Consider the following 25,525-nt stretch of genomic DNA (forward strand, 5'->3'; position numbering starts at 1 on the left):
GTCTCCTTATCGACAGCAAAAAATGCAACTTTCGGTTGTTTGATCTTCTTTATATCGCCATAAAAAAACACCCCAACCATTGGATGAATATCCAACGATTGGGGTGCAGTTCACGAAGGCGGCATCAGGTTGTCTGGCTGCTTGCTTAGGGCGCTTCAGTCAGCTTGGTAAGAATATGGTGTGCAGCTTCGATGCGCGCCTGATTGGGGTAGTTGCGGTTAGCCAGCAGCACAATGCCGATTTGCTCGCTGGGTACAAAAGCCACGTAGCCGCCAAAGCCGTTGGTAGCGCCGGTTTTGTTATAGAGCGCTTCCTGCCTGGGGGCTAGCGGTGGGGTTAAGCGGTTGGCAGGGTTGGGCTGCAAAATCATCTCAAGCGAGTTCCCTGCCAGTAACTGATCGAGCGCCACCGGGTAGGCATAGCTTTCCCACCCGAGTCCTTGGGTCATATCGCCGACCTCAAAGTACCCCGTGCGCGTAGCGGCCAAGGCTTGGCTTAGTGGTTCATTAAGCTCAGCACCACTCATATTGGCTTCCACCAGCGTTAGTACGTCTGCGGCAGTCGATTTCAATCCGTAGGCTTGGGCATCCAGCATGCCTGGGTTCACCCGAATGGGTTCATCCTCTTTAGAGTAACCGTAGGCATAGTTTGCCTGCTGCGCTTCAGGCACCTGAAAGTAGCTATGCTCAAGCCCTAACGGGGCAAACAGCGCCTCCTCCATCGCCATCTCGAAGGGCTGACCAAGGCTTTGTGCGGCGAGATAACCGAACAGGCCCAGGCTCGGGTTGGAGTAGAGCCGATGGCTGCCAGGGGCGGATTCAGGCTGCCACTGGCGGTAATAGTCGATCATCGTCTCTTCACTTTGGACCGACTCAGGGAACTGTAGCGGCAGCTCGCCCGCCGTGTAAGTGCCCAGTTCCAGCAGCGTGATCTCATCGAAGGCGCTGCCTTCAAGTTCAGTCAGGTAGTGGCTGGCCGGGTCGGAAAGCGAGAGGGCGCCGCTAGCCTGGGCATAGCCAGTGAGTGCAGCCGTGAAAATCTTGCTGATAGAGCCGAGTTCGAACAGCGTCTCATCAGTGACCGGAATCCCCGCTTCTTGATTAGCGAGGCCATAATTAAAGTAGTGCTGCTGGCCGTTAATGCTCAGCGCAATCGCCATGCCGGGGATACGGTGCTCGGCCATCAAAGGCGCGATAGTATCGTTCACCAGGGCCTCAATATCGGCGCTTTCAGGCGTGCCGGAAGCCCATGCAGTGCCGTTGAGTAGAAGCGAACCTGTCATGATAAGGCCGCAGTTTGCTGCTAACATCTTATGCATACCAAAATCCTGTTGTGATTAATACCAAGAGAGGGCGGAGAGTTATTTCCAGACGCAAAGCCTGTGACAGGGGTTAACTTACGGCGCGCTGCGGCAATTCACAAACAGCGATATTTTGCATAAGCCATTAGAAAAATTTGGGGGTCAAGTTGGTGCGTCCCTACTTGCCGTTGAAGGCGTTGCGCGCGTTTGAGGCGTCGGCCAGGCATTTAAGCTTTACTCGCGCGGCAGAAGAGCTTCATGTGACCCAGGCGGCGGTAAGCCACCAGGTAAAGCTGCTCGAAACGCTGTTGAAGGTGCCGCTGTTCAAGCGTTTGCCCAGGGGGCTAATGCTTACCCAGGAGGGCGAGCTGCTGCTGCCGGTATTGAAGAGTTCATTCGACCAGATAGCCCACACGCTGGAGCGGGTGGGCGAGAGCAGCTATCGGGAGGTATTAAACGTCGGCGTGGTGGGGACTTTTGCCGTCGGCTGGTTGCTGCCGAGACTGGGAGACTTTCAGCGCCAGTACCCTTACGTCGATTTACGGCTCTCCACCCATAACAACCGCGCGGATATTGCCGGCGAGGGGCTGGATTTTGCGATCCGCTTTGGCACAGGGGCCTGGCATGGCACCGCGGCGCAGCCGCTACTACCGGCGTCACTCTCGGTAATGTGCATACCTGATATCGCCGCGCGGCTTAACACCCCAGCCGATGTGCTGGGGGAAACTTGGCTGCGCTCTTATCGCGCCGATGAATGGACAGAGTGGCTATTGGCGGCAGGGCTACCACGCAGCTTTCCGATGACCAACAGCATTGTGTTTGATTCTTCCATCGCCATGGTGGAAGCAGCCCTACAAGGGGCAGGCGTGGCGCTGGCGCCACCGCTGATGTTTCCCCGCCAACTAAACAGCGGCGCACTGATACAGCCTTTCGACACCGCTGTTAGCCTAGGCGGTTACTGGCTGACTCGCCTGCAGACACGCCCCGAAACCCACGCCATGGTGTCCTTCCGGGAATGGCTGCTCACGGCCATTAATGCCTGAGCAGCACTATTGACGTTAACTGCTTAGTGGCTGTGACCATGATCATCGTGGTCGTGGTCGTGGTCGTGGTCGTGGTCGTGGTCGTGGTCGTGGTCGTTATGACCCGGCTGGGCCAACGCGTCGTGCAGCACGTGGGCATTGTGGCGCATCATACCCAGATAAATGCTCGCTTCGCCCTCTGCTGCCAGCGCATCGGCGTAGAGCGTGCCCGCAATGGGCAGGCCGGTCTCTTCGGCGAGCTGGGTGATGATCGACTGGTTGGTCATGTTCTCGTGGAACAGCGCCTTCACGTTCTCCTGCTCAATCACATCCACTAGCGCCGCCATGCTGGCGCCACTGGGGTCGGCTTCCGTGGAAAGCCCTACCGGAGAGAGGAAGGTCACCCCGTAGGCGCTTGAGAAGTAGCCAAAGGAGTCGTGTCCGGTAATCACGCTGGTGGAGGCCGGGATCTCGTCAATCAGCGCACGAATCTCGTCGTCTACCTCGGCCATTTCCTGTAAATACTGCTCCGCATTGGCGCGGTAGGCATCGGCGTTATCTGCGTCGGCGGCGATTAAGCCATCGCGGATATTGGCGATATACACCTCGGCTTGGTGCATATCCTGCCAGGCGTGAGGATCTTGATTGCCATGGTCATGCCCCGCGTGCTCATCGGCATGCTCTTCGTGGTCGTGCTCGTCATGATCATCATGGCCGTGCTCTTCATGTGCAGCGAAAGAGAGCGGTTCAATACCATCGGTCGCGGTGACCATCGGCCCGTTGTAGTCGCTGGCGCTAATCAGGCGCTCCATCCAGCCCTCAAACAGCAGGCCGTTGAAAACGACTAAATCGGCATTGGCCAGGGAGCGTGCATCGCCGGGGCTGGGGGAGTAAACGTGGGCATCGCCATCGGCAGCCACCAGCGGGGTCACCTCGACATGCTCGCCGCCTACGTTTTCGACCATATCCGCCAGGATAGAGAAACTGGTCACCACCTGCACGCGCTCATTAGCCATGGCAGCAGGCAGCGCCAGCAGCGCGGAAACACCGACTAACCAGCGCGAAGGCCGAGATGATAAATAGGCAAGCGACATACAACACTCCTTACGATAAGCATGAAGACTGATAATTAAGCCCCTTGCTCCACTTCAAGCGGCGTTGTTTTACGCCGCAGCTTGGCTGCCAAGCTGTGGTAGCGACCAAACAGGGCCGAAAAGAGATAACCGAACCCCGCCAGCAGAATAATGCTCGGGCCAGAGGGGATATCCAGATGAAAAGAGAGCAGCAGGCCACCGGTGCTCGCTACCATGGCCAGCACAATCGCGATGCCGATCAAGCCCTCCAGGCGTTTGCTCCAAAAGCGCGCCGAGGTGGCGGGCAGCATCATCAGTCCCACCGCCATTAGCGTACCCAGGGTTTGAAAGCCGGCGGTTAGGTTCAGCACCAGCAGGCCCAGGAAAACGCTGTGTACCCAACCGCTGCGGCGGCTTTGGCCACGTAAAAACAGCGGGTCCAAACACTCCACTACCAGGGCGCGAAACACCACTGCCAGGGTCAGCACAATCAGCGTACTGATACCCGCGATTAGCAACAGCGCGGTGGAGTTGATCGCCAGAATCGAGCCGAACAGCACATGGGTAAGGTCAACGCTGCTACCGCCCAGCGAAATCAGCATCACGCCTGCGGCCAGCGAGATAATAAAAAAGCTCGCCATGGCGGCATCTTCGCGCTGGCCGCCCATTTTCGAGACCGCCCCCGCCAGCAGCGCCACCATTAACCCAAACAACACCCCGCCAATACTCATAATCGGCAGCGAAAAACCTGCCAGCAGGAACCCCAGCGCGACGCCGGGCAGAATCGCGTGGGCCATGGCATCGCCAATCAGGCTCATGCCGCGTAGCACCAAAAACACACCCAGCGGCGGCGCGGCCAACGAAAGCGCCAAACCACCCACCACCGCGCGGCGCATAAAGCCGTAATCGAACGGGCTGACAAACCACGCATTAAGCAGATCCAGCATGGCGTCCTCCCATGGTAAACGGCACTACCTGAGCGGGTGCGTGTTGATGGGTCAGCGCACTGGGCGCCACCCAACGGCCATGGCCGCCGTTTAGCATCAGCACTTCATCGGCCAGGCGGCGCAGGTGATCCATATCGTGCAGCACGACAATGATCGTCGCGCCGTCGTCCGCCATTTGGCGCAGGATGCGGATCAAAATATCCACGGTTTCGCTATCCACGTTGGCAAATGGCTCATCGAGCAGCAGTAGCTCGGCTTCCTGCATCAGCGTACGGCCGATCAGTGCACGCTGGCGCTGGCCTCCGGAAAGTTCGCCCAGCGGGCGGTGGGCCAAGTGCGAAATACCCAGCCGCGCCATAATCTCGCGGCCTTTACGGTAGTGCCCTGCACAGTAGCCGGTTAGCGCGCCGTGGCTGGGCCAGCTGCCGGTCATGACTAACTCTTCCACACTCATCGGGAAGGTGAGATCCAGCGCCAACTGCTGTGGCAACCACGCGCGGCGCTCTTTCGCGACGGTGCAGACCACTTCGCCGCTAATGGGCCGAAGTTCGCCCATAATGGCCTGAATTAGTGTGCTTTTACCGGCGCCGTTAGCGCCAATCAGCGCAGTAATCGCGCCCGGCTTAAAGTCGCCCTCGATATGTTCCAGCACCGTGCGGCGCGCCTGGGCCAAGTGCAGGTTGTGCAGCTGTAAGCGTGATAAAGAGCGCTGACTCATCCTAACCACCCGCTAGCCCAAACCACCAAGCCCCACAACGCCAATAGCGGCACGGCAACAAACAGCAGCCGTTTAACAGCTGATAGCGACATCAAGGAGAAGTGACAGGGGCCCTCCTTGTTATGGCGGTGCGTATGCTCACTCATCAAGCGGCCTCGTATAATTTCAAATAGGTTATAACATAACGTTTGTCAAAGCCAAAAAATTGCTGAGTATTTTACTCGTTCACGCCGCGCTAGCAACGATAAAGCGCTAGCGGAAAACCGTCGCCAGCGCTTTAAGGGAATAACCGTAGGGTGTATCAATAGCGCCAGGTAGCACCTAGCTGCTGCGGCGCTACATGCAGCGCGTATTCACCGGGAATAGTGATCGGCCCCAGCGATAGGTTAGCGGGTTGGAAGCGATTAATCGCAGAAGACGCCTGATTCGGCTGTGTCCAAATTTGTAGCTCATTCACCAGCATGCCGGTAACAAAGTTGATAGCACCATCACTTTCTCTGCCATCGGCGGCAATCACTGCACCCGCCACGCCATTCACCACAAGTGAGCTCACCCGGGCGCCCCAGCCGCGGCGCTCACGCTCCGCTTGGGCGAGCTGTAAACCCAGTGCCTGCACGCCGCTTAAATCACCGCTGGTTTTCAAACGCTCATATTCGGCCAGTGCCTCGGGGTGCGGCTGGCGGTCGGTCAGCATACCACCCAAGGCCAGCGCTGATTTCACCACACCCACCCGTGCATCAAAGCGGTCATCCGGATCGCTCGCCTCGCTGGATTGGTAAGCGTTTACCGACAGGCTGGTGGCGTAAATGCCCGTCCAACCCCACTGCCAAATATTGGCGTGGCTGGCGCCGTTCTCAAACACATCATCGTACTCACTCCACTGCTCGCCGGTTTGTGCCTGGGTCTGGGCTTGTGCTTGTAGCGAGACAGGCAGAGTGATCACCAAGGTGGTAACCAGCGCGGCAAGAAGACGAAAAGCATGCATGGTGAAGTGCCTATATAGGGGGAGCAGTCGCGCTAAGCGTAGCACGCAAAACAAATGAGACGTGGGGGGATTCAGGGGTGGTGAAGTATGACTAAGGTCAATGGTGCTGCGGGGTGAAGGATGGTTAGATGGGGGAAGACGATAATCAGGAGCGCCGCATGGATGACTTTTCGCCCAGTGACCTAAAAACCATTCTTCATTCCAAGCGTGCCAACCTCTATTACCTGCAGCATTGCCGGGTGTTGGTGAACGGTGGCCGAGTGGAGTATGTCACCGATGAGGGCAGTAAATCCCGATACTGGAATATTCCCATTGCCAACACCACCTCGATACTGTTGGGTACTGGCACCTCGATTACCCAAGCGGCTATGCGCGAATTGGCGAAAGCTGGGGTGCTGGTGGGGTTTTGTGGTGGGGGCGGTACGCCGTTATTTGCTGCCAATGAGGTTGATGTGGATGTCGCCTGGCTGACCCCGCAAAGCGAGTATCGACCCACGGAGTATCTCCAATACTGGGTGCGCTTCTGGTTTGATGATGTAAAACGCCTGGATGCCGCCCGTGCATTTCAGCAGGCGCGTTTGGCGCGTATTGAATCGCTGTGGACAAGCCGCGTGATGAAAGACGCTGGTTTTAGTATTTCCACCGATCACCTGCACAGCGCACTGAGCCACCACCGTGAAGCAATCAACAAAGCCCCCAGCACCGTTGACCTGCTGACCCTAGAAGCGCGTTTAACCAAAACGCTGTTCAAGCTGGCGGTGAACGCTGTCGATTACGGCGACTTCAGCCGCGCCAAACGCGGTACCGGCACCGACCCTGCCAACCGCTTTCTCGATCACGGCAACTACCTCGCCTATGGCCTAGCGGCGACCGCCACCTGGGTGTTGGGCATTCCCCACGGCCTGGCGGTACTCCACGGCAAAACCCGCCGGGGCGGCCTAGTCTTTGATGTGGCGGACTTAGTGAAAGACGCGGTGATTCTGCCTCAGGCGTTTATTTCCGCCATGCGCGGTGATGAAGAGCAGGAGTTTCGCCAAGCCTGCATCGAGCGCTTAACTCGCACCGAATCCCTCGACTTTATGATTGATACGCTCAAGGAAGTTGCCCAGGAACTGGGGCATGAACTGGGGAAAGAGCTGGGGAGCGGCGAGTAATGAACGTGCTGCTGATCTCCCAGTGCAACAAAAATGCCCTTAAACAAACCCGTCGCATACTCGACCAGTTTGCCGAACGCCGTGGCGACCGAACCTGGCAAACGCCTATCACTCAGGCCGGGCTGGATACCCTGCGCAAATTGCTGCGTAAAACCGCCCGCAAGAATACCGCCGTTGCCTGCCATTGGATTCGTGGCCACGACCATAGTGAATTGATGTGGGTGGTGGGGGATGCCTCGCGGTTTAATACCCAGGGAGCAGTGCCGACCAACACCACTGCCCGCGATATTCTTCGCCGCCAGGATGAAAACGACTGGCACAACGGTGAAGATATTCTTCTGCTCACCGCCCTGGCAGCGCTACTGCACGACCTGGGAAAAGCCTGCGACGCCTTTCAGCAGCGGCTAAAAGGCAAACTTGAAGGTCGCAACTTATACCGTCATGAGTGGATATCGCTGCGCCTGTTTCAAGCATTCGTGGGGAACGATGACGACGCCACCTGGCTGGCGCGTCTGGCCGAAGGCAGCTATCAAGAGCAGGACTGGCTAGATGGATTAGAGCGCGACGGGATAGATGCCCCCGCCTCAGCGGTGTTTAGTCGCTTACCGCCGCTGGCTGCTGCACTTGGTTGGCTGGTGCTTAGCCACCACCGGCTACCTTTAAAACCGCCGGAAAAAGTTGGCGAAAATGAAAGGCGCTGGGGCAGAGGAAACGCACCACTTCAGGCAGAACAACTGGGCGGATTGTTTGCTTCCATTCATGCCGAGTGGAACGAGATTCCTGAAACGCAAGACTCTAAACGCATCGCGCCCTACTGGCAGTTCAAGGCCGGATTGCCCGTTAGCACCCCACGTTGGCGTGATCGTGCTAAAAAGCTTGCCACGCGGTTACAGGCGCGACTGCAAAATGGCGAGCACTGGTTGGAAAGCCGCTACGTTATGCACTTAGCCCGGCTTAGCTTAATGCTGGCCGATCACCACTACTCCAGCCTTGAAGACCTTCAGCATCGCGTTCGCGGCGAGCCCAATTACCCGCTAATTGCCAATACCGTGCGCAAAACCGGCAAGCCCAATCAGCCGTTGGATGAGCATATTCTGGGGGTTGAAAAACATGCCGCCGCGGTCGCCCGTGCGCTGCCCAGTGTAGACAGTCACTTACCCCGTCTAGCGCGCCATAAAGGCTTCCGTAAACGCAGCAGTCACCCACGGTTTCGCTGGCAGGATAAAGCCTTTGATCTGGCCCAATCGCTTAGGGAACGTAGCCAACGGCAGGGCTTTTTTGGCATCAATATGGCATCCACCGGCTGTGGTAAAACCTTAGCGAATGGCCGCATTATGTACGCGCTGGCCGACCCCCAGCAGGGCGCGCGCTTTAGCATAGCCCTAGGGCTGCGCACCCTAACTCTGCAAACTGGCCAAGCATTACGTGACCGTCTGCATCTAGGCGAAGATGAACTCGCCGTGCGGGTAGGTGGCAGTGCGAATCAAGCCCTGTTTGAGCACTACGAGCAGGAAGCCGAAGCTAGCGGCTCGGCATCCAATCAGGCGCTGATAGAAGAAGATGCCCACGTGGTGTTTGACGGCAATTTTGATAGCCACCCCGTGCTGCGTCGTTTGAGCGATGAGCCGGGCACCCGCGCGCTGATTGCCGCCCCCATTTTGGTATGTACCGTTGATCATCTTGTGCCTGCCACGGAGAGCACCCGGGGCGGGCGTCAAATCGTGCCCATGCTGCGCCTAATGAGCAGTGACCTAGTGCTGGATGAGGTCGACGATTTCGATATCAACGACCTGCCTGCGCTTACCCGGCTCGTCAATTGGGCTGGGCTGCTAGGTTCACGGGTACTGCTTTCATCGGCCACCTTGCCTCCTGCGCTGGTGGAGGGGTTGTATGAAGCCTATCGTAGCGGTCGTGAAGCCTTCCAACGCCACCGCGGCGAGCCGGGATTAGCGACCGATATTTGCTGCGCTTGGTTCGACGAGCACGACCGGCAGCATCACAACTGCGCCAGTAGTGAAACTTTTCAGGCGGCTCACAACGCCTTTGCCAAGCGTCGGTTAGAGCGCCTAGCCAAAAGTCCAGTACGCCGCCGGGCGGATATTTTAACGTTACCATCGCTGGGAAAACGCCCCGAAGAGATCAGGCCCGCGATAGCGACCCTGCTGCGCACTCATGCGCAAACACTCCATGAGCAGCACCACACGCTTGATCCGTGTACAGGCAAACGCGTCAGCTTTGGCCTTATTCGTATGGCCAATATCGACCCCTTGGTGGACGTAGCCAGAGCACTTTTTCAGCAGGGCGCCTCTGAAGGTGTACGGCTACATCTGTGCGTCTACCATTCCCGCCACCCCTTGGTCATGCGCTCAGAAATTGAACGCCGGTTAGATAAAACACTGCAACGGGCTGAGCCAGATCGCGTATTCCAGCAGCCGGATATCCGCCGCCTGATGGATAGCAGCGAAGAGAACGACCACCTGTTTATTGTGCTTGGCTCGCCGGTAACGGAAGTGGGTCGCGACCACGATTATGATTGGGCGATTGTTGAACCGTCCTCCATGCGTTCGATTATTCAGTTAGCGGGCCGGGTGCGCCGTCACCGTGAGCAGGCCTGCGAGGTGGCGAATATTCTGCTCCTTGAGACCAACCTAAAGCACCTGGAGCGCGGGGATGAACCCGCTTTTCATAAGCCAGGCTTCGAAACGAAGATGGCCTGGCGTCTTAATAGCCACTCACTTAACACACTTCTTACGCCAGATGAGTATCAGGTGATCGATGCACGCCCCCGCGTGCTGGCGCGAGAAACGCTCCACGCCAAAGATAGCCTGGTAGACCTGGAGCACGAGCGGCTGCACCAATTGATGATTGAGCAGCCCGCCGAGCCGTTAACCAAAAAAGAGCTACGAATCGGTAAAACCCCCAAGCCACCGCCCTTGGGAGCCTATAGCTGGCATGGGATGCCGCAACTGCATTTAACCGGTGTATTGATTCAGCGTGACCCATTTCGCAAGCAGCTCGAACCCGAGATAACGCTAGCGCTGTTGCCGGACGAGGGCGGCGAAACCTGGACGCTACATCGCGTAGACGATGGCGCAAGGCGAGGCGAAAAGCTCTACGTTCCGGTGGAAGAAAGCCTGCTGGTGCGGGTAAACCTAGCAAAAGAGCAGGGTGAGCGGATTCAACCCTGGGGTGCAAGTGATTACCTAACGGCGCTGGCTGACTTAGCGGAAGACCTGGATATCTCCCTTGATCGCGCCGCGCGTACCTTCGGCACGGTAACCGCCTCGGCTAGAAACCAGCGGTGGGGGTATCACCCGGTGTTGGGATTTTGGCGGAGCAAATGAAGGCCGGTGATAGACACCGGCCCGCTGCCTGGGCGGCAGCGCACATTACTCTAATGAAGAAACTTTTCTAAGCTGCCTGGGCGGCAACGTAGATAGGGTAGCGATACAGACAGTCAAAGTCATTTTATCTTATAATTACTATAATGAATAAACTGGTTGATGATTTTAAAATGATGACCTAGTATCAAATTAGCCAAGGGGTGGTAGCACACCACCTTGGCTGGCTTGAAACATATTTATGCGTCGCTGTTACCCAAATCTGTAGGGTCAGAGCAGATAGGAGGGTTCTGAGCATGATTGGCTATCATGTAAACATAATATTTTGAGGCCGACTTTTAGATTGGCCTGCCAGATGCCCCGAGGCGTATTGCCTCGGGGCTTATTTTGGCACGAATTTCAGTGATTCCCAAATTCGTAAGGATAAATAATGCCTACCATTCCTAGCGGAAGTTGGCAGCAACTCCGAGCATTGATCGAAGTCTTTTTAAAAGAGCGCTTCGATACAAAAGCGGAAAAGCTAGCTCCCGACGATCCAAAATACCAGGCATTGGTTGAGCAATTTCAATTCGATACCTGGGTCAACGATGCGGCAAGGCGCGTTGGTCAACTGCAAGTCGTCACCCACTCGCTAAAACCTATCCACCCCGATGCCAAAGGCTCCAATCTTTACGCCCCACCCGAATCGCTACATGCCCACAACCTAGTGGGTAGTCATGTGCTACCCGCTGATTTTGCGGGCGATGTCGTGGGGAACGCCGCAGCCTTGGATGTATATAAGTTCTTGAAGCTGCAGTTCGAAGGAAAATCGCTGCTTGAGCGTGCACTAGAAAACGATAGCGAGTTTGCCAAAGCTTTAAGCGATAATCCCGAACAAGCCCAGGCGTGGATCAATGCCTTTGCCGCGATTACCGAACCGCGTGGCGAGCACGCCTCACATACCCGCGGCAAACAGCTCTACTGGCTGGTGGGTGATGATGCCGCAGAGCTAGAAAATGACGCCGATAACTTCCGTTTGCTAGCCCCGCTCTATGCCACCTCGTTGGCCCATCGTGTATTTCAAACCATTAACCATGACCGCTTTAGCGAAGAGGCCAAAGACTCACGCAAAGCCAAGCGGGAAGGTAAATACGCTGAGCAACCTGTGCACAGCTACCCCAACCTAGCCGTACAAAAAATGGGCGGCACCAAGCCGCAAAATATCTCGCAACTTAATAGTGAGCGGGGTGGTAACAATTATTTATTGGCATCGCTTCCGCCTAGCTGGAATGTGAGTGATATTCGCCCGCCGCTAAAAGTAGCCTCTGTGTTTTCTCACCCTGGTGTATTTGGCAGCCGGTCAGAAGTGCGCTCCCTTGTTAAAGACTTCAAGCGCTTTCTGGAGACCGATCCCTCCACAGATATGCACACCCGAGACCTGCGCGATGACTACACGGCCATGCTGATGGACGAGCTAGCGCTGTTTGCCATGCAGATGCATAGCCTACCTGCGGGTTGGAGCGACGATGAAAAATGTGAATTGGTCGCCGAAGAAGCCTTCTGGCTAGATCCTGGCCGCGCTGAAGAGGATGTTCCTTTTCGTGAAGCTCGAAACAGCGTGGAGTGGGCAGAAGAGATTCGCCACCGTTTTGCTAACTGGCTCAATGCGGCGTTGGGTGAAAAGCTTCCATGAGGCGATGTGGAATTTCGCCACTGGCAGAAAACATTGGCGAAAGATGCTACCCATCAACGCCTGCAGGATCGTGACCGTCGATGGATGGAAAGCCTAATGGAAGACTTACACAACCTGCCAGGAGGTGATGACGATGAGTGAAGTGAAAAACCTCCTGGTTCTACCGCGCTTGCGGGTACAAAACGCCAACGCGATTTCCAGCCCAATGACCTGGGGCTTTCCTGCCATGAGTGCTTTTGTAGGTTTGATGCATGCTCTGGAGCGGAAGTTAGCAGAGGCGAGTCTTCCCGTTTCGTTAGGTCGCGTTGGGGTTATTTGCCACGACTTTGAAGCCCAGACCACTGAAGGTGGTTACATTCGTGGCTTTCACCTGACGCGCAACCCGGTGGACAAAACCGGTGGTACGGCAGCGATTGTAGAAGAAGGGCGTATCCATCTGGATATCACGCTGATCTTCGCGATTGATACCGGCACTGCAGAAAGCGAGCATGAGGATATCGCCCACCAAATCAGTGAGACTGTATCGGGCATGCGTATTGCCGGTGGCAGTGTGGTGCCCAATCGCAACGTGCCGAGCCATAAGCAGCGCCCGCAATGGGTCATGCTTGATGACAACGAAGATGAACGCTACAAGCAGTTCGCTCGACTGAAGCGCCGCTGGCTGCCGGGCTTTGCGCTGACCCTGCGCGATGACTACCTCACCGAACACCTCACAACGCTGCAAAAACACAACCCTGAGGCCAGTTTGCTGGATGCGTGGTTAGACCTCTCTCGTCTTAACCATGTTTGCACGTTAGAGAATGAAGGTGAACCCAACGAGAAGCCCGTTTGGCAGGCGCAGCGGCCCTATCGCGGCTGGCTTGTGCCGATTCCAGTTGGTTATGGCGCTATTTCCGACCTTTTCCAGCCCGGAGAAGTGGCTAACGCCCGCGATACCATGACCCAGTTTCGCTTTGTCGAAAGCCTCTACTCCATTGGTGAATGGGTCAGCCCGCACCGCATGAAGCAACCTGAAGACCTGCTTTGGTACGTTGATAACGACGAAGAAGCGGGGCTTTACCGTCTCAATAACGATTACCACCTTCGCGCCTCAGCACAGTAAACAAGGAGCTTTATCATGGCTAAAAACGATACCCTTAAAACCGCTTCCGTCCTCGCTTTTGAGCGCAAGCTCGACCCTTCCGATGCGCTGCTATACGCCAGCAACTGGGATAAGCGGCAAGATGAACAGCAATGGCAGCCGGTCGTGGTGCGTGAAAAATCGGTTCGCGGCACTATTTCCAACCGCTTAAAAGCGAAAGACCAAGATCCCGCCAAGCTGGATGCACAGATTGAAACCCCCAACCTGCAAACGGTGGATGTCGCCACACTTCCCCACGATGCTGACACCCTGGTAGCTCGTTTCACCCTTCGAGTGCTAGCCGGTGCCGGGACGCCCTCCGCCTGCAATAACGCCGAATACCAAGCCAAGCTGGAACAAGCCGTCGCCGCATATAAGCAAGCGCAAGGCTTCGGCGAGCTGGCCCAGCGGTACGCCAATAATCTCGCCAATGGGCGTTTTTTGTGGCGCAACCGTATGGGGGCAGAGCAAGTAGAGGTAAGTATTCGCCAACTGGCACAGGGCAAAGCCACTAAAGAGTGGAACTTTGATGCACTGTCGCTCTCGTTGCGGGCTTTCGAGGACACTGCTGAGCTTAAAGAGCTTGCCAGTGTTATCGCAGCAGCGCTGGCGGGTGAACAGCACTTACTGCTTGAGGTGGTTGCCTATGTGCGTATGGGTAGCGGCCAAGAGGTGTTTCCGTCCCAAGAGCTGATTCTTGATCGGGGTCGTGGCGATAAGAGCAAAACGCTTTATCACGTCAGCGATATTGCCGGTATTCACTCGCAAAAGCTGGGTAATGCCATTCGCACCATCGACACTTGGTACCCCAATGAAAACGATGATGACCTCGGGCCTATTGCTGTCGAGCCTTATGGCTCAGTGACCACCCAGGGCAAAGCGTACCGCCAGCCCAAGCAGAAGGCCGATTTCTACTCACTGCTGGATAACTGGATGATCAAGGATCAAGTGCCTACGAAGGAAGATCAGCACTTTGTGATGGCAACACTGATCCGTGGCGGTGTCTTCGGCGAAGCGGGGTAAGCCATGGATCACTATATTGATATTCGGCTTAGGCCTGACCCTGACTTTGCCCCGGCGATGCTGATGGGTGCGCTTTACAACAAGTTGCACCGGGCGCTATTCGACCTACAGGCAACGGATTTAGGCGTTAGCTTTCCAGGCCATAAGCATGGAGTCCGTGCTCGTACATTAGGTGATCACCTGCGTTTGCATGGCACTCAGGCACGGCTGGGGCAATTGATGGGCGCTGACTGGCTAACCGGCATGCGTGATCACACCCAAGTCAGCGAGGTGCTTGCCGTGCCCGCCAATTCTCAGCACTTCAACGTGGCGCGCAAGCAGTTCAATACGGGCAGCCCAAGCCGTGCCAAACGCTATGCCAAGCGGCATGACATTTCGGAAGATGAAGCGCAGCAGATTTATGCCAAGCTAGCGGCGCGGCGCATTGAGCTACCCTTCGTGCAAATAAACAGCCGCTCCACCCAGCAGCGCTTTAGCCTGTTTATTGAACACGGCAAGCCTCAGGAAAAACCGGTGGCGGGTTCGTTTAATCACTATGGCTTAAGCCCTGACGCCACAGTGCCGTGGTTTTGACCCTTTTTTCTAACATGAAAATAGGCGACCAATAATCAATCACTTAGCGGTGTCGCTCGAAAAAGGGTGATACCGCTTTTTTTGGCTAAAGCTCTTTAACAATCAGCACATTAATTTTGATATGCTCTAGTGCGCTGCCGTGCAGAACTTACCCCATAAAATACATACATAAATCAAGTTTTTAATTATGAGTTTGATTTTAAATGATTTTATCTATGTATAAAGCTATGTATTTTGAAGTATGTATACATAGTTCTGCTAGGAGGTGGCTTTGATTGCTCTCTTCACGGTCGACTCGGACACTTCGAAGTGTTGAGCAGTCTTGCTGATGCTTGCCTCGTTCTCCTTTCTCCATCGCTTTATCTCAGCATCGTCAGATTTCTTGGGACGGCCTAGGTGTCGGCCTTCTGCTTTTGCACGGCGTATGCCGGCCATTTGCCTTTCGCGGATGTTTGAGCGCTCAATCTCAGCCATTGCAGCTAGCATCGTAAGCATTGCCTTGCCGATAGGTGTGTTGAGATCAAACCCTTCACGCAGGCTGATGATCGACACTCCTTTGCTTTGCATGAATTGCACTGTATTCAGCACATCGACTGTATCTCGCCCGAGACGATCAATCGCATAGACCACTAGAACGTCGCCTTCACGCACATACTCTGCCAAGGCCGAGAAGCCCGCACGCTGCAGAGCAGGTAACACCCCAGACGTTGCCTCGTCACTCCACCAACGTTCGACATTATGGCGATTCGCAATCTCGCTACGTTGAGAGTGAGTGCTTTGATCACTGGAGCTGACTCTGAGATAGCCGATCGTTGCCATTGAGCTGTATCCTCAATTTTGGATCATAAGGTGGGGTTTTCTTTTGAACCTAGGCCATAACCCAAAATGACAATTATGACCCATTAAGATTCAAAGATAATAGAAGCAGGTCAAAAGGTACACTTTTTGACCCATTAATCTTGCAGAGGCTGAACCTATATAAGAGACAAAAGATGTTGGCGGTAATATTCAGAGAAGCTTAGCGTTAGCATGGGGGGCTCAAGAGACAGCATCTCACGCTCATTAATATTTTTTGCTGATACCGGTTGGCCATTGCCTGCAGCTGACTCACCCCTCTGAGTGCCATTCATTTGTTGGGAACGCACCTGCTCCAATCGTAGGTTCAACTTTTGGGTTTGAAGCATTGCCTGGTCTTCGGGAAGATCGTCAGCAATTCGTTGTGAGTATTTGCGTAGTAGCGGCTCGGCGATCACATAGAGCCATGCTTTATCATCTAAGTCGCCCATTTTGCGTAAAATACGGCCTAATACCTGCCGGTAATGCAATTCCGTTCGAATCCTACTCAGGTACGCACATACGCATAATCGTTGAATATCAGTCCCTTCGGATATCATGCTTACCGCTACAATCCAGCGCGTACTGTTATGCCGGTATTGGTCAATGAGTTGATGCGCCTTCGGTGTTTGGCTAGTCACCACTACATAGCTTTCACCCTTGTGAAGCAAAAGCTCTGCGATTTGATAGGCATGTTCAATGTCAGTAGCCACTACTAGACCGCCAGCATTAGGTACGCTTTTCCGTTCTTGGTTAACTCGGTCAATGCTTAGGTCTAGCACCGCATTCAGGATATCGTCGTGTCGCAACAGGTCTTCGTAGCTGATTGGCGATTCACTGAGCAACTGTTGAAATGAGGAAAACGCTTTTACCGATGCTGTACTCTCGCTCTCTTCGGTCAAACGGATCAATGGGTTATCGATAAGCGTAATTCTTGGCGAGCGACATACGCCGTCTTTAATGGCGGACTTCAGGTCATAACGGTAATCGCAGATGAGCTTGCCTTCTGGATCGCTGTAGCGAGCTAATGCGATAGGTAAGTCATCCGAACGCCAAGGCGTTCCTGACAGTGCTAAGGTGTAAGTGGCTGCATTTTGGATGCGCTGAATTATTTGCTGGCCCCACGTATTGCTGAGAAGCGGATCATGGCCTGCACAGTGATGTATCTCATCAAAAATGGTTAAGGTGCGATATTCTGTGAATAACGCCCAAAAATCTTCAGGGTGATATTCCATAGACTGGTAGGTATAAGCGGCCCCAACCGACGCAAGCGTATCGCCAAACCGCTGGTTCAACACCACTGTAAAGGTGCGCTGTATGCCAGCCACCACCTCTCTGGTAGGTGCAAAGCAGATAACAAAATCTATACGTCCTTCTTCAAGGAGCCATCGCGTAATTTCAGCGGCCAGACGGGTTTTGCCGCTGGCAGGGGTTGCTTGTACGAACAAGTCGCTACTCAGTAAATAGTGGGACTTCGCTAGTTCCAAGCACTCTGATTGCCATTTACGCAGCCTCGTGCTCATGAACCCCTCAGTCGATGTAGTGACTTTTCTAGCGCACGTACCCGACCCATTAAGCGTGCGCTCCGGTCGTAAGCATCACGATGATCCATCACAATACTCGGCTTCAGATCAGGGTATTCATCCATAAGCTCACGAAACGCCTCGACTTCACCCAGGGTAGAAAGGAATTCACTTTGCGTTTCCTTCAATACTTTCTCCAAAGCATATTGGCTAGACGCCTTCTTAGTGCTGGAATGGTGTTCAATACTAGCGTCGTCTTTTGGAATAACGGATTTCTCTGTTGTTTCATTTGTTTGCGACACGAGCCGCTGGTGCCATGTGTCAAAACTTTCCCCCTCCAGACACACGCTCGCATCTCTTATTGAAGGCAACACAAAATAGAGTTGGTCGCGTTTGCGTTTTTCATGATCTTTCTCTACCAAGCCAGTGTTGATTAGCTTTTTAACCCTTTCATAGATAAAACGCCGCAGATCAGCGCGATGCTCTGCGGCTATGCCATGTCGATGTGCGTACTGGTCACGGAGGCTGCGAATAGTGAATTGAGCGTTATCAGTGTCTAAAAGGAGCTCGAAAATGCGCTCATCAATCGAAGAAGGGGTACCCGACATGACCATCACCGTAGGCTAGGTAAAAACGAAAATGCGGATTATAGTCCGTGGCTAGATAGGCCGCAACGAAGGATAGTCCCGCCAAAAGGAAATGAGGCGGGTATGGGTGAGCTGGCGAAGAAGCTGGGAAGCAATATCAGGAAAAAACGAAAGGAAAAAGGTTTCTCGCAAGAGGCTTTTGCCTTGGCTGTTGGCATCGACCGCAGCTACATGGGAAGAATCGAGCGGGGTGAAGTAAGAATAACCGTGGAAAAGCTATATGAGCTCGCTGTCGTGCTCCACTGCGAGCCAGCATCTCTTCTGCCTGCCCAAGACACACTGTGAAGGTAAGGGCAAAAACCGGCCAGAAGCGGTCTTGTAGGAGTCTCTGATATAACGTCTGAGCTCAGGTGCGTTTGAGGCGACGCGTGCTTTTGCGACAGTAAAAGTGCGTGGCGAGTCAAACGTCACCTGCAGCGATTTGTTCGGCAGCGTTGCTCCGATCCTAATTATCATCAAACTCCTTCGGGCGCCAGCCGCTCAAATATTTGTCGACTAGCTCAACTAAATCCCTGTCGACCTCCGTCGTTGCAGCCTTCAATGCATCGATTCTTTGCCGCAGCGTTCCCTCATCACCGTATATCTTGACTAAGCCTTCCCAATGAAGGCGCGGCTTTCGGACTACAGCACGACTCCCCATTGCCTGGCTTTTCACCTCGCTCTTCGCTGATTCCAGCAGTGCAAGCGTAATTTCGGGGAGATCTGGCACCGAGATCGTTGGCTCGTCTTCCTTGGCATCATCTATTGCCAGCCCGAGCACTCTTATCAAATCCACTTCCTGAGAAAGCAGTGCCGGATCCGCGTCCCTTACTTCGGCTCGCCACTCTTGCTCAAGCCCCTTTGCTGCCTCTTCGGTTACCAATCTGTGACCAGCGCCGTCCCGATGGCCAACGATGGTTATCAAATCCAGCTTTGGAGAAAGCAGCGAAACCTGGGGAAGAATTTCGCGCACTGCTGCCTCAACCGCTGCAGGCCCATCTAGTGATCTCACTAATCGGTAAACGACTCTCGTTACCGTCATTCGCGCCCCAAAATCGAACATTCCACGCTGAACGTCTGGAATGGTCGGCTGCAAATTCAATAGAACTACTGAACCGGGGACTACATGCTCAAGCGTATATTTCTCCTCGTACGCTTCAAGCATAGATATCACCTCGCGGAGTTGCTCCGTCGGAAGATCGCCGAGAAATTCGCTAAAGGCACCTTTATCCGCCAATTTGGACCACGCAATTTCAGCACTAGAAAATGCTTGTAGACGCTCACCAACCACACGCTCAAGGTAGAGGCGAAGGATGTCTTCATGGGCGATTCGCCGGTTCACGAGCCATCCGTTCTTCCAGTCGCCGCCGTAGTGAGACCCGCCAATGTGCCGCTGCGCGGCTGGGAACAAACGCTCAATCAAGCTCCGGACAACCTGTTGATGATTGCCGGCTGACTCAATTAGCACATCAATCTGCTCTTTCAAATGCTCCGGCTCCCGCCCCCTACCTAAATCGCTGGATGTTGTGGTCAGGCCTGCCACTGATGAATGGAGCCGAGCAAAGACGTCTGGAAGGAAGACCCGAATGGCTTCAAGTGCCAAGGCATCAACCAATGCGACTTGCCCACCTAGGTCGCGCACGGCCCCATGGATTGCTGCAGCGAATCGCCGGACATCGCGCATATTTCGAATTAGTGGCCTGATGATCTCCATGAATACATCTGGCCATACATTCGAATCGAAATCTCCTGGCTTTTCGATACCGACCAGCGCCCCATCGATACCTGTAAATATTTGAGAATTAAGTACATCGAAGGGGACTGCCGGAAGATCGACTCCAATCTGCAGAATTTTTTCTAGGTAATCTCGCCCAGGTATACCTTGCTCACCGAGAGCTTGCTCAACGCGAACGCGGTCAAACGCCAACAGGTAGACAATATTCGGGAAATTTGCCGTGAGCCGAACTAACTTGAACACATCGCGAATTTCGGGCGTCGTCAGCCGATCGATGTCATCCAGAACCACAACGATGGGCGCGGGTATATCCGTTAGTGCTCGGGTTACTTTAGCGCGCCGTCCCCCTGCGCCTTCTTTTTTGCTCTGAAGCAGTTTAGCCAGGATTCCGGTCGCTTTGTGTCCGCGTTCGATCCACGGACCAACGAATGGCAGCCACCCGAGGCCTGAGAACGCTTCTCCATACTCTTCTATCAATCCACCAATTTCCGCGAAACCAGGCCGCAGTTTTAGTTGTGCCGTTACCTCGACAAAGAAGGCCTGGACTAACTGATCGGCACCACTAAACATCCAAGGGTTGAAATCGAGAACCGCAATCCCATCATCCTCTAGATTCCTGCGCGCCAAATTGACGAAAGAAGTCTTGCCGGAACCCCACGGCCCGAGGACGCCCACGACCAATCCATTTCCTGCATCGATAGCTTGTATCTGGTCTGCAAAAGAATGCGCCATCGCTGTTCTATTGAGGGCGTCATCACTTTCGCTAGTAATAGGGTTGTCTGCGGCGATGGTCACCTGCCGTCTAGGCTCACGATTTTCGACCTTAGTTACGGGAGCAGGCCTCTCAGGTGGAGAGTGGTTACCGGAAAAAATTTGCTTGAACCAATTCATATGCCGTCCTTAGCCGCCGAACGCTTGCAGCACGGGCGCGACGTCAGGAGCGTCCCTTGACTGCATTGGTTAGGAGGTAAAGCTAATCTGCACACGGGAAAGTTTCGACCAAGCCAAAATTTAAAATTAGCTCTACAGGTATTTTTGAAGCTTCGGAATCCCCCAAGGCCTCGATCTTATCATCGGTGATGCTGATATAGTTTTCCGCGTTTAAGGCAATTTTCTCTGGAGGACAGTATAGCGCCGCATCTCCCCGACCCTGAACAATGGCATTACTCCAAGAGTAGCCCTCGCCAATACCACTTATATAGATTTTCAAAACATCTCTGGAATCCTGTTTAAGTTCTTCATAGGTGCTTACGTCCATAGCGGCAGAAGAACTGAAGAAAAATGCCAAGAGTAAAAATGCGAGATATTCCTTCTTTAAAAACAGACTCATTATCTATCCTCCTTGGAGCGCTAATGCCTGCAGCACGCACGGCTTTGTAGTGGAGGCGAAGCCGCAACGGAAAAGCCGTCGCCGTGCCTGCATTTGTTAGGTTTGGGGCCAGATAAGATCACCATACCCCCAAATGACTGTGCCCAAAATCACTAACACATGGGCGGCGACGGAAACCCTTCTGCGCTCCTTTGTTGGTTTGGCTTTGATAGGCACCGACAAATCGATTTTTGTTTGCTGGAACTGGGCCCGCTGAACATCATCGTAAATGTGATTGTAGATCCTGTACTCAACAACGGCGGCTAGCAAAACCACGATTGCTCCTGAACGAGCGAACCAGTTCCAGGAGTCGTAGAAATAGTCAGCTGCAACAGATACCAGGGCAACCAATACCGCACAAGCCAAGACTGCCCATTCGATTTTATAGCTCCGATGCTTCATAGCTTCAAAAACCTAACGCCGCGAACAGCGGTAATTTAAAGTGGCTTGGAGCGAAGCGGAAAGACGCTTTAAATTATCCGCCTGCTTCGCTTTGTTAGCGCCTAGTCCAACATTTGGTACTCAACATTGGTTATGTACACAGAATGCGATGAGCCAAATTCCCGAGCTGCATTCACCTCCGCGATTGCGTCGGAAAGACTCACTTTAACGTACTCTTCCCCACCATCCCGCTGGTCTTTTGTTGCTATTAGACGATCCGTGTATTCGTCGGAATAACAGCCTGTTTGGCTATTAAATGGCTCTATAACATAGTCAAGAATGTAGCTTGAATTGGAGAGAAGATTGCGAGATCTCTGGCCTTTATAAAGTTCCATACGAAAATTGACTTGCTTTACTGTGCTAAAAGTCCAGTTTCTTACTCGAACAAAGATGGGGGAGGAGGAGGGGCACTCCTTCGCTAGCCCGTCTCTGTTGATGGAAGCTTCTATATCCTGGCCATAGAAAAACGCCATTACACCTAACGAAATTCCGACAACGCCTAGTATTCCCAATAGTGCTTTCATTTTACTCCACCACTTCCGGTTATATCGCTAACGCCTCAAGAAGAGGCGCGCGTTTTTTGCGCGTCCGTCTTACTTGATTTGTTAGGCTTAGCTTTTCGATATAGCTGCAATACTGCCAGCCTCTTTATTTCTGATTCTATGCCAGACCAGCCAAGATAATAATTACCGCCAATTGAGTATGATTTATATGCCAGTAAGCTATCACTGGGAACTTTTTCTACTGGCATAGCTGGGTTATTGGACGCTAGAATAATTACTGAATCTCTTGGGCTTGGTCTCACATTCCAAAACCGACTATTTGGAAGAAACGACATTGCTACACCATTGATTGGGGCACCAATTTTCAAATAGTTATTAAGCGCTCCCTCTATTTTATTAAGGCCGTAGGCTACGTCATCGGTTGTTGCATCAGGAGAATAACCGGACAGAGGATTTCTGTTGTTGATTTCAGTTACCAATACACAGGTGTTTTGACTACGAAATATTAAGCAGGGTAATTGCTTGATATAAAATACAGTTCCTCTAGTTCTTCTCTTCTCTGCGTATTCTTTAGCGGATTCGAAAGTAGTGTGCATGCAGCCGTTTGCATACTGAGTTACCCATGTACTATGCCAAGCATTCCTTCCCGTATGAACGTAATAAATTAGCCCCCTAGAAATTCCTTTTAGAGGGCTGCTATCAAGTAGATGTGTAGATGCTTGTACGAGTTCCATGATAGAGCCTAACAGTTTTATTCATGCGCATGCGCGTTTTTCTGGCAAGCCGCACCTTGCCAACAGGTACCTAAATTACTGATAGAAAAGGGTTGAATACTATTTTTTCTGGTAAGGCTCGTTAGAAAAATGCGCATGCGCGCTAACTTTATGATCATTTTTTCAAAATGGCACATAAGCATACAACACCTTTTTATAAACCATTGTTTTACCAAAACTTACAGCATACTTTACCAGAAATATGCGCACTCACATTACAACAACCACCAGAAAAACGCGCAGTGTCAGCTAAAAGCTCCCGAAAATTAGGGTTTCAGAGAACGTCTGCTTAGGGTCGATATCAGCCATTAGCTCGTTCCTGTGTTCATCTGCAACACAAGCTCATAAACCCGCGCAGGATCGTCCTCAATGCATAAATTGGGGCTTTTCCCATCCAGCTTCGGATGCGCTGTTTTCATCCAACGCCTTGCCAATACTTCCCCCATTACCTGAACTGCTGCTTCCCAGACATCTTCTCTGCTGGGGGTGTCGATGATTTCTCTGCCGACATCGCGCATATTCTGCCATCCTTGAATGTCGTCAGGTTCCGGGGCATTTGGATCGCATTGATCAAGTAGGATGTTGAGCCGAGCAGGTCTGACTGCTGATGCTTTCTCTAGCAGTGTCGATGTCTTCAGCAACGCGTCTCGTAACCAAGCTTCAACAGCTGCGCAGACATAATCATTTTCTTGCGGTGGCACCACAGCGCTAGTGTTGCCGCTTTGAATGATGAAAAAATATTCGGGGATAGGCAGTGCGCGACCATCACGGAGGTAAGCCACAATCTCACCGCTCATATCGGGCAGGTAAGCATCACCGCTTTGTAAGCACTCCAGTGCTTGGCGAAACGTTTCTAGTGGCTGGGGGAATCTGTCCCGTAAATCAAAAGCGCGAAAAGCAAATGCACTTTGTAAAGGGTCGTTAGTAGACGGCTTGGCTGGGGGCATCCTGCTCTCCAATAGAATACGAACTGCTATTTTCTAAACCACCTTAGCACCAGATTATTAGATTTGCTCACCATTCTGAGCTTTTTCCATTAGCATCGCTGCCGCTTAAAGCTTAACGTTCACTAGGTCTTCCCAGCGAGTGGTATAGCGCGGCGTGCGATGCTCAGCGCGTAATGTCCAGGCATTTCCTGCCCGAGGCAGCCCTAGTTGTATCGTCCCTCGGCCTAATTCTCGATTGAGCTTGTCGACGGTGGCCATCAGTCGTTCGCTGCGTTTTGCTTCAACCTCTGTTTGTGGTGTTTCCGTCAGTGTTAGTTGGCGGCTGGCTTTGGGGGAGAGGTCAAGAAGCATGACGCCAGCTTTGTGGTAGGCATAGCCCTTACGCCAAAGCTGTCTAAGCCCTTGGATAGCGGCGTGGATCAACTCGCGGCTATCGTCCGTCGGGCGGTCTAGTGTCACCACCACGCGATTACGGTACTGCGGCAAGTCAGGTCGAAACGCATTGGTGCGCACAAACACCATCACGGCGCTGGTGACGCTGTGCTGCTTGCGTAGTTTTTCACCCGCGCGGGCAGCGTGTTGGCGAAGGGCTTCACGTAGATCGTGTGGGCTAGAGGTGAGGCGCCCAAACGAGCGGGATACCATGATCTGTTGTTTGGGTTGGCTCATATCGTCGAGTTGAATCGCAGGCTGTCCCCGTAATTCCCAGACAATGCGTTCCTGCACCACGCTGAAGTGACGCCGAATGTGCTTAGGATCGGCTTCGCGCAGCTGCCAGGCGGTATCTATCCCCATCACGCGTAATCGTTCGCCGGTACGTCGTGCAATGCCCCAGAGTTCGGTCACCGGCAGCTGTTTGAGAAGTGCTTGCGTGGCAGGGCTGTCCACCGTTAACAGGCAAACGCCTTGCTCTCGGTAGCCCGGGTGTTTCTTGGCAGCGTGGTTGGCCAGCTTGGCCAGCACACGGGTAGGCGCGAAGCCAACGGAGACTGGAATTCCTGTCCACTGGCGAACCGTTTGACGTAGCTGTTGCCCCCTTAACTCTAGGGTCGCAGGTTCAAAGCCGTGAAACCCCACAAAGCTTTCGTCGATGGAGTACACCTCGACGTCCGGCGAAAACTCAGTCAGCACATCAGTGACACGACGGCTCATGTCCCCATAGAGCGCATAGTTACTTGATAAAAGAGTTGCTTGGCGGCGGATAAACGGGGGGAGTAGGTGCTTGGCCGTTCCCATCTCGACCCCTAGCGCTTTGAGCTCATTGGAGCGGGCAACGACACAGCCATCGTTATTGGAGAGAACGCCAATCGGGCGGCCTTCCAGAGCGGGATTAAACACCCGCTCACAGCTGACGTAGAAATTATTGCAATCGACCAAGGCTATCATAGCGGTGTAGCACCTGGCAGGCTGTGCAGGACATGTGTTACGACACCCCACACATGCGATTCGCGACCCTCCAATGGGATTGGCTTATAGGCAGGGTTACTTGCTCTCAGGTAGGCACGTTGCCCAACACGCTCTAGCCGTTTAACAGTGAGTTCGCCATCGACCGCAATAACAATCACACGCCCAGGCAGCGGCTCTAGGCTGCGATCCACCACCAGCAGGTCACCATGATGGATGCCATCACCTAACATTGAGTCGCCTTCAGCACGCACAAAGAAAGTGGCCGCAGGTCGCTTAACGACATGGCGATGCAGATCCATCTCCGCATCCAGGTGGTCATCAGCGGGACTTGGAAATCCTGCCCGCACAGCACTGGCGAACATGGGTAACGGTTGGGGTACGGGGCATAGGGCAGCAGTGCCTATGAACGAAGCGGTTGTAGTCATACGCCGAGCCTCTC

26 protein-coding genes are annotated in these 25,525 nt (G+C 53.6%); 9 read left to right on the forward strand and 17 right to left on the reverse strand.

The features are described from left to right. Window positions 1-145: 145 nt before the first annotated feature. The gene (gene ampC / locus E0L35_RS09615; RefSeq protein WP_212751675.1) at window positions 146-1,309 is read right to left on the reverse strand and encodes a class C beta-lactamase; all 1,164 of its coding nucleotides are present in this window, start codon (window positions 1,307-1,309) and stop codon (window positions 146-148) included. A gap of 161 nt (window positions 1,310-1,470) precedes the next feature. Between ampC and E0L35_RS09620 the strand changes: the two genes are divergently transcribed. Continuing rightward, the gene (locus E0L35_RS09620) at window positions 1,471-2,343 is read left to right on the forward strand and encodes a LysR family transcriptional regulator (RefSeq protein WP_283241535.1); all 873 of its coding nucleotides are present in this window, start codon (window positions 1,471-1,473) and stop codon (window positions 2,341-2,343) included. Window positions 2,344-2,366: 23 nt separating this feature from the next. Here the strand turns inward: E0L35_RS09620 and E0L35_RS09625 are convergent, their stop codons facing one another. The 5 genes from E0L35_RS09625 to E0L35_RS09640 all read right to left on the reverse strand — a co-directional run bounded on the left by E0L35_RS09625 (window position 2,367) and on the right by E0L35_RS09640 (window position 6,045). Further along, window positions 2,367-3,416, reverse strand: a complete 1,050-nt coding sequence (locus E0L35_RS09625) for a zinc ABC transporter substrate-binding protein (RefSeq protein WP_138800127.1) — start codon at window positions 3,414-3,416, stop codon at window positions 2,367-2,369. A 35-nt stretch (window positions 3,417-3,451) separates the two neighbouring features. Next, complete coding sequence (locus E0L35_RS09630; protein ID WP_009288130.1) at window positions 3,452-4,342, reverse strand: metal ABC transporter permease; 891 nt, start codon at window positions 4,340-4,342, stop codon at window positions 3,452-3,454. After that, window positions 4,326-5,060: an ABC transporter ATP-binding protein gene (locus E0L35_RS09635; RefSeq protein WP_035539377.1), complete on the reverse strand. Its 735-nt coding sequence runs from the start codon at window positions 5,058-5,060 to the stop codon at window positions 4,326-4,328. Before E0L35_RS09635 ends, E0L35_RS09630 begins: the two co-directional genes overlap by 17 nt. Continuing rightward, window positions 5,057-5,206: a hypothetical protein gene (locus tag E0L35_RS26255; RefSeq protein ID WP_162836274.1), complete on the reverse strand. Its 150-nt coding sequence runs from the start codon at window positions 5,204-5,206 to the stop codon at window positions 5,057-5,059. Before E0L35_RS26255 ends, E0L35_RS09635 begins: the two co-directional genes overlap by 4 nt. A 155-nt stretch (window positions 5,207-5,361) precedes the next feature. After that, window positions 5,362-6,045 carry a hypothetical protein gene (locus E0L35_RS09640; RefSeq protein WP_138800128.1) on the reverse strand — a complete coding sequence of 228 codons (684 nt, stop codon included), beginning with the start codon at window positions 6,043-6,045 and terminating at the stop codon, window positions 5,362-5,364. 128 nt (window positions 6,046-6,173) lie between these two features. On the opposite strand from E0L35_RS09640, the gene cas1f reads away from it, so the two are divergent. The 7 genes from cas1f (at window position 6,174) to cas6f (ending at window position 14,928) form a co-directional block, all read left to right on the forward strand. Then, window positions 6,174-7,199, forward strand: coding sequence for a type I-F CRISPR-associated endonuclease Cas1f (gene cas1f, locus E0L35_RS09645; RefSeq protein WP_249362118.1), 1,026 nt, complete (start codon window positions 6,174-6,176; stop codon window positions 7,197-7,199). Then, complete coding sequence (cas3f, locus tag E0L35_RS09650; protein ID WP_138800129.1) at window positions 7,199-10,543, forward strand: type I-F CRISPR-associated helicase Cas3f; 3,345 nt, start codon at window positions 7,199-7,201, stop codon at window positions 10,541-10,543. Before cas1f ends, cas3f begins: the two co-directional genes overlap by 1 nt. 427 nt (window positions 10,544-10,970) lie before the next feature. Continuing rightward, window positions 10,971-12,212 carry a type I-F CRISPR-associated protein Csy1 gene (csy1, locus tag E0L35_RS09655; RefSeq protein ID WP_249362119.1) on the forward strand — a complete coding sequence of 414 codons (1,242 nt, stop codon included), beginning with the start codon at window positions 10,971-10,973 and terminating at the stop codon, window positions 12,210-12,212. Between the two features lie 6 nt (window positions 12,213-12,218). Further along, a complete protein-coding gene (locus tag E0L35_RS26840) occupies window positions 12,219-12,353 on the forward strand; it encodes a hypothetical protein (RefSeq protein ID WP_283241536.1) in 135 nt (44 codons plus the stop codon). After that, entirely contained in the window at window positions 12,346-13,314 is a 969-nt protein-coding gene (gene csy2 / locus E0L35_RS09660; protein ID WP_138800130.1) for a type I-F CRISPR-associated protein Csy2, read from the forward strand. The genes E0L35_RS26840 and csy2 overlap by 8 nt, the downstream gene beginning before the upstream one ends. Window positions 13,315-13,329: 15 nt before the next feature. Next, window positions 13,330-14,355 carry a type I-F CRISPR-associated protein Csy3 gene (gene csy3, locus E0L35_RS09665; RefSeq protein WP_138800131.1) on the forward strand — a complete coding sequence of 342 codons (1,026 nt, stop codon included), beginning with the start codon at window positions 13,330-13,332 and terminating at the stop codon, window positions 14,353-14,355. Between the two features lie 3 nt (window positions 14,356-14,358). Beyond that, on the forward strand, window positions 14,359-14,928 hold the full coding sequence (cas6f, locus tag E0L35_RS09670) for a type I-F CRISPR-associated endoribonuclease Cas6/Csy4 (RefSeq protein ID WP_009288124.1): 570 nt from the start codon (window positions 14,359-14,361) through the stop codon (window positions 14,926-14,928). 258 nt (window positions 14,929-15,186) lie between these two features. Here cas6f and E0L35_RS09675 read toward each other — a convergent pair whose 3' ends face one another. The 3 genes from E0L35_RS09675 to E0L35_RS09685 form a co-directional block, all read right to left on the reverse strand. Beyond that, a complete protein-coding gene (locus E0L35_RS09675; RefSeq protein WP_138800132.1) occupies window positions 15,187-15,747 on the reverse strand; it encodes a recombinase family protein in 561 nt (186 codons plus the stop codon). Between the two features lie 155 nt (window positions 15,748-15,902). Then, complete coding sequence (locus E0L35_RS09680) at window positions 15,903-17,285, reverse strand: DEAD/DEAH box helicase family protein (protein ID WP_138800133.1); 1,383 nt, start codon at window positions 17,283-17,285, stop codon at window positions 15,903-15,905. Next, window positions 17,282-17,893: a hypothetical protein gene (locus E0L35_RS09685; RefSeq protein ID WP_138800134.1), complete on the reverse strand. Its 612-nt coding sequence runs from the start codon at window positions 17,891-17,893 to the stop codon at window positions 17,282-17,284. The genes E0L35_RS09680 and E0L35_RS09685 overlap by 4 nt, the downstream gene beginning before the upstream one ends. 102 nt (window positions 17,894-17,995) lie before the next feature. Here E0L35_RS09685 and E0L35_RS09690 point away from each other — a divergent pair, with 102 nt between their 5' ends. Further along, window positions 17,996-18,217 carry a helix-turn-helix transcriptional regulator gene (locus E0L35_RS09690; RefSeq protein ID WP_138800135.1) on the forward strand — a complete coding sequence of 74 codons (222 nt, stop codon included), beginning with the start codon at window positions 17,996-17,998 and terminating at the stop codon, window positions 18,215-18,217. A gap of 160 nt (window positions 18,218-18,377) precedes the next feature. Here E0L35_RS09690 and E0L35_RS09695 read toward each other — a convergent pair whose 3' ends face one another. The 8 genes from E0L35_RS09695 to umuD all read right to left on the reverse strand — a co-directional run bounded on the left by E0L35_RS09695 (window position 18,378) and on the right by umuD (window position 25,511). Further along, window positions 18,378-20,537 carry a P-loop NTPase fold protein gene (locus tag E0L35_RS09695; RefSeq protein ID WP_138800136.1) on the reverse strand — a complete coding sequence of 720 codons (2,160 nt, stop codon included), beginning with the start codon at window positions 20,535-20,537 and terminating at the stop codon, window positions 18,378-18,380. An 82-nt stretch (window positions 20,538-20,619) separates the two neighbouring features. Continuing rightward, entirely contained in the window at window positions 20,620-20,976 is a 357-nt protein-coding gene (locus E0L35_RS09700) for a hypothetical protein (protein ID WP_138800137.1), read from the reverse strand. Between the two features lie 96 nt (window positions 20,977-21,072). Continuing rightward, window positions 21,073-21,417, reverse strand: a complete 345-nt coding sequence (locus E0L35_RS09705) for a hypothetical protein (protein ID WP_138800138.1) — start codon at window positions 21,415-21,417, stop codon at window positions 21,073-21,075. Between the two features lie 101 nt (window positions 21,418-21,518). After that, on the reverse strand, window positions 21,519-21,980 hold the full coding sequence (locus tag E0L35_RS09710) for a hypothetical protein (RefSeq protein ID WP_138800139.1): 462 nt from the start codon (window positions 21,978-21,980) through the stop codon (window positions 21,519-21,521). A 35-nt stretch (window positions 21,981-22,015) separates the two neighbouring features. Then, window positions 22,016-22,693, reverse strand: a complete 678-nt coding sequence (locus tag E0L35_RS09715) for a hypothetical protein (RefSeq protein WP_138800140.1) — start codon at window positions 22,691-22,693, stop codon at window positions 22,016-22,018. Between the two features lie 347 nt (window positions 22,694-23,040). Next, the gene (locus tag E0L35_RS26450) at window positions 23,041-23,679 is read right to left on the reverse strand and encodes a hypothetical protein (protein ID WP_212751669.1); all 639 of its coding nucleotides are present in this window, start codon (window positions 23,677-23,679) and stop codon (window positions 23,041-23,043) included. 105 nt (window positions 23,680-23,784) lie between these two features. Then, on the reverse strand, window positions 23,785-25,065 hold the full coding sequence (locus E0L35_RS09725) for a Y-family DNA polymerase (protein WP_138800141.1): 1,281 nt from the start codon (window positions 25,063-25,065) through the stop codon (window positions 23,785-23,787). Then, a complete protein-coding gene (gene umuD / locus E0L35_RS09730) occupies window positions 25,062-25,511 on the reverse strand; it encodes a translesion error-prone DNA polymerase V autoproteolytic subunit (protein ID WP_136938100.1) in 450 nt (149 codons plus the stop codon). The genes E0L35_RS09725 and umuD overlap by 4 nt, the downstream gene beginning before the upstream one ends. Between the last annotated feature and the right edge of the window lie 14 nt (window positions 25,512-25,525).

The sequence above is a fragment of the Halomonas sp. ATBC28 genome (assembly GCF_005937175.1).
GTDB lineage: Bacteria > Pseudomonadota > Gammaproteobacteria > Pseudomonadales > Halomonadaceae > Vreelandella > Vreelandella titanicae.

Excerpts from the sequence above, each read along its gene's own strand:
- cas1f (WP_249362118.1), top strand. The coding sequence starts at position 6,174 with ATGGGGGAAGACGATAATCAGGAGCGCCGCATGGATGACTTTTCGCCC.
- E0L35_RS09630 (WP_009288130.1), bottom strand. The coding sequence starts at position 4,342 with ATGCTGGATCTGCTTAATGCGTGGTTTGTCAGCCCGTTCGATTACGGC.
- cas6f (WP_009288124.1), top strand. The coding sequence starts at position 14,359 with ATGGATCACTATATTGATATTCGGCTTAGGCCTGACCCTGACTTTGCC.
- E0L35_RS09710 (WP_138800139.1), bottom strand. The coding sequence starts at position 21,980 with ATGAAAGCACTATTGGGAATACTAGGCGTTGTCGGAATTTCGTTAGGT.
- E0L35_RS09695 (WP_138800136.1), bottom strand. The coding sequence starts at position 20,537 with ATGAATTGGTTCAAGCAAATTTTTTCCGGTAACCACTCTCCACCTGAG.
- ampC (WP_212751675.1), bottom strand. The coding sequence starts at position 1,309 with ATGTTAGCAGCAAACTGCGGCCTTATCATGACAGGTTCGCTTCTACTC.
- umuD (WP_136938100.1), bottom strand. The coding sequence starts at position 25,511 with ATGACTACAACCGCTTCGTTCATAGGCACTGCTGCCCTATGCCCCGTA.
- E0L35_RS09715 (WP_138800140.1), bottom strand. The coding sequence starts at position 22,693 with ATGGAACTCGTACAAGCATCTACACATCTACTTGATAGCAGCCCTCTA.
- csy2 (WP_138800130.1), top strand. The coding sequence starts at position 12,346 with ATGAGTGAAGTGAAAAACCTCCTGGTTCTACCGCGCTTGCGGGTACAA.
- cas3f (WP_138800129.1), top strand. The coding sequence starts at position 7,199 with ATGAACGTGCTGCTGATCTCCCAGTGCAACAAAAATGCCCTTAAACAA.
- csy3 (WP_138800131.1), top strand. The coding sequence starts at position 13,330 with ATGGCTAAAAACGATACCCTTAAAACCGCTTCCGTCCTCGCTTTTGAG.
- E0L35_RS26450 (WP_212751669.1), bottom strand. The coding sequence starts at position 23,679 with ATGCCCCCAGCCAAGCCGTCTACTAACGACCCTTTACAAAGTGCATTT.
- E0L35_RS09635 (WP_035539377.1), bottom strand. The coding sequence starts at position 5,060 with ATGAGTCAGCGCTCTTTATCACGCTTACAGCTGCACAACCTGCACTTG.
- E0L35_RS09690 (WP_138800135.1), top strand. The coding sequence starts at position 17,996 with ATGGGTGAGCTGGCGAAGAAGCTGGGAAGCAATATCAGGAAAAAACGA.
- E0L35_RS09685 (WP_138800134.1), bottom strand. The coding sequence starts at position 17,893 with ATGTCGGGTACCCCTTCTTCGATTGATGAGCGCATTTTCGAGCTCCTT.
- E0L35_RS09725 (WP_138800141.1), bottom strand. The coding sequence starts at position 25,065 with ATGATAGCCTTGGTCGATTGCAATAATTTCTACGTCAGCTGTGAGCGG.
- E0L35_RS09675 (WP_138800132.1), bottom strand. The coding sequence starts at position 15,747 with ATGGCAACGATCGGCTATCTCAGAGTCAGCTCCAGTGATCAAAGCACT.
- E0L35_RS09700 (WP_138800137.1), bottom strand. The coding sequence starts at position 20,976 with ATGAGTCTGTTTTTAAAGAAGGAATATCTCGCATTTTTACTCTTGGCA.
- E0L35_RS09705 (WP_138800138.1), bottom strand. The coding sequence starts at position 21,417 with ATGAAGCATCGGAGCTATAAAATCGAATGGGCAGTCTTGGCTTGTGCG.
- E0L35_RS09640 (WP_138800128.1), bottom strand. The coding sequence starts at position 6,045 with ATGCATGCTTTTCGTCTTCTTGCCGCGCTGGTTACCACCTTGGTGATC.
- E0L35_RS09680 (WP_138800133.1), bottom strand. The coding sequence starts at position 17,285 with ATGAGCACGAGGCTGCGTAAATGGCAATCAGAGTGCTTGGAACTAGCG.
- E0L35_RS26255 (WP_162836274.1), bottom strand. The coding sequence starts at position 5,206 with ATGAGTGAGCATACGCACCGCCATAACAAGGAGGGCCCCTGTCACTTC.
- csy1 (WP_249362119.1), top strand. The coding sequence starts at position 10,971 with ATGCCTACCATTCCTAGCGGAAGTTGGCAGCAACTCCGAGCATTGATC.
- E0L35_RS09625 (WP_138800127.1), bottom strand. The coding sequence starts at position 3,416 with ATGTCGCTTGCCTATTTATCATCTCGGCCTTCGCGCTGGTTAGTCGGT.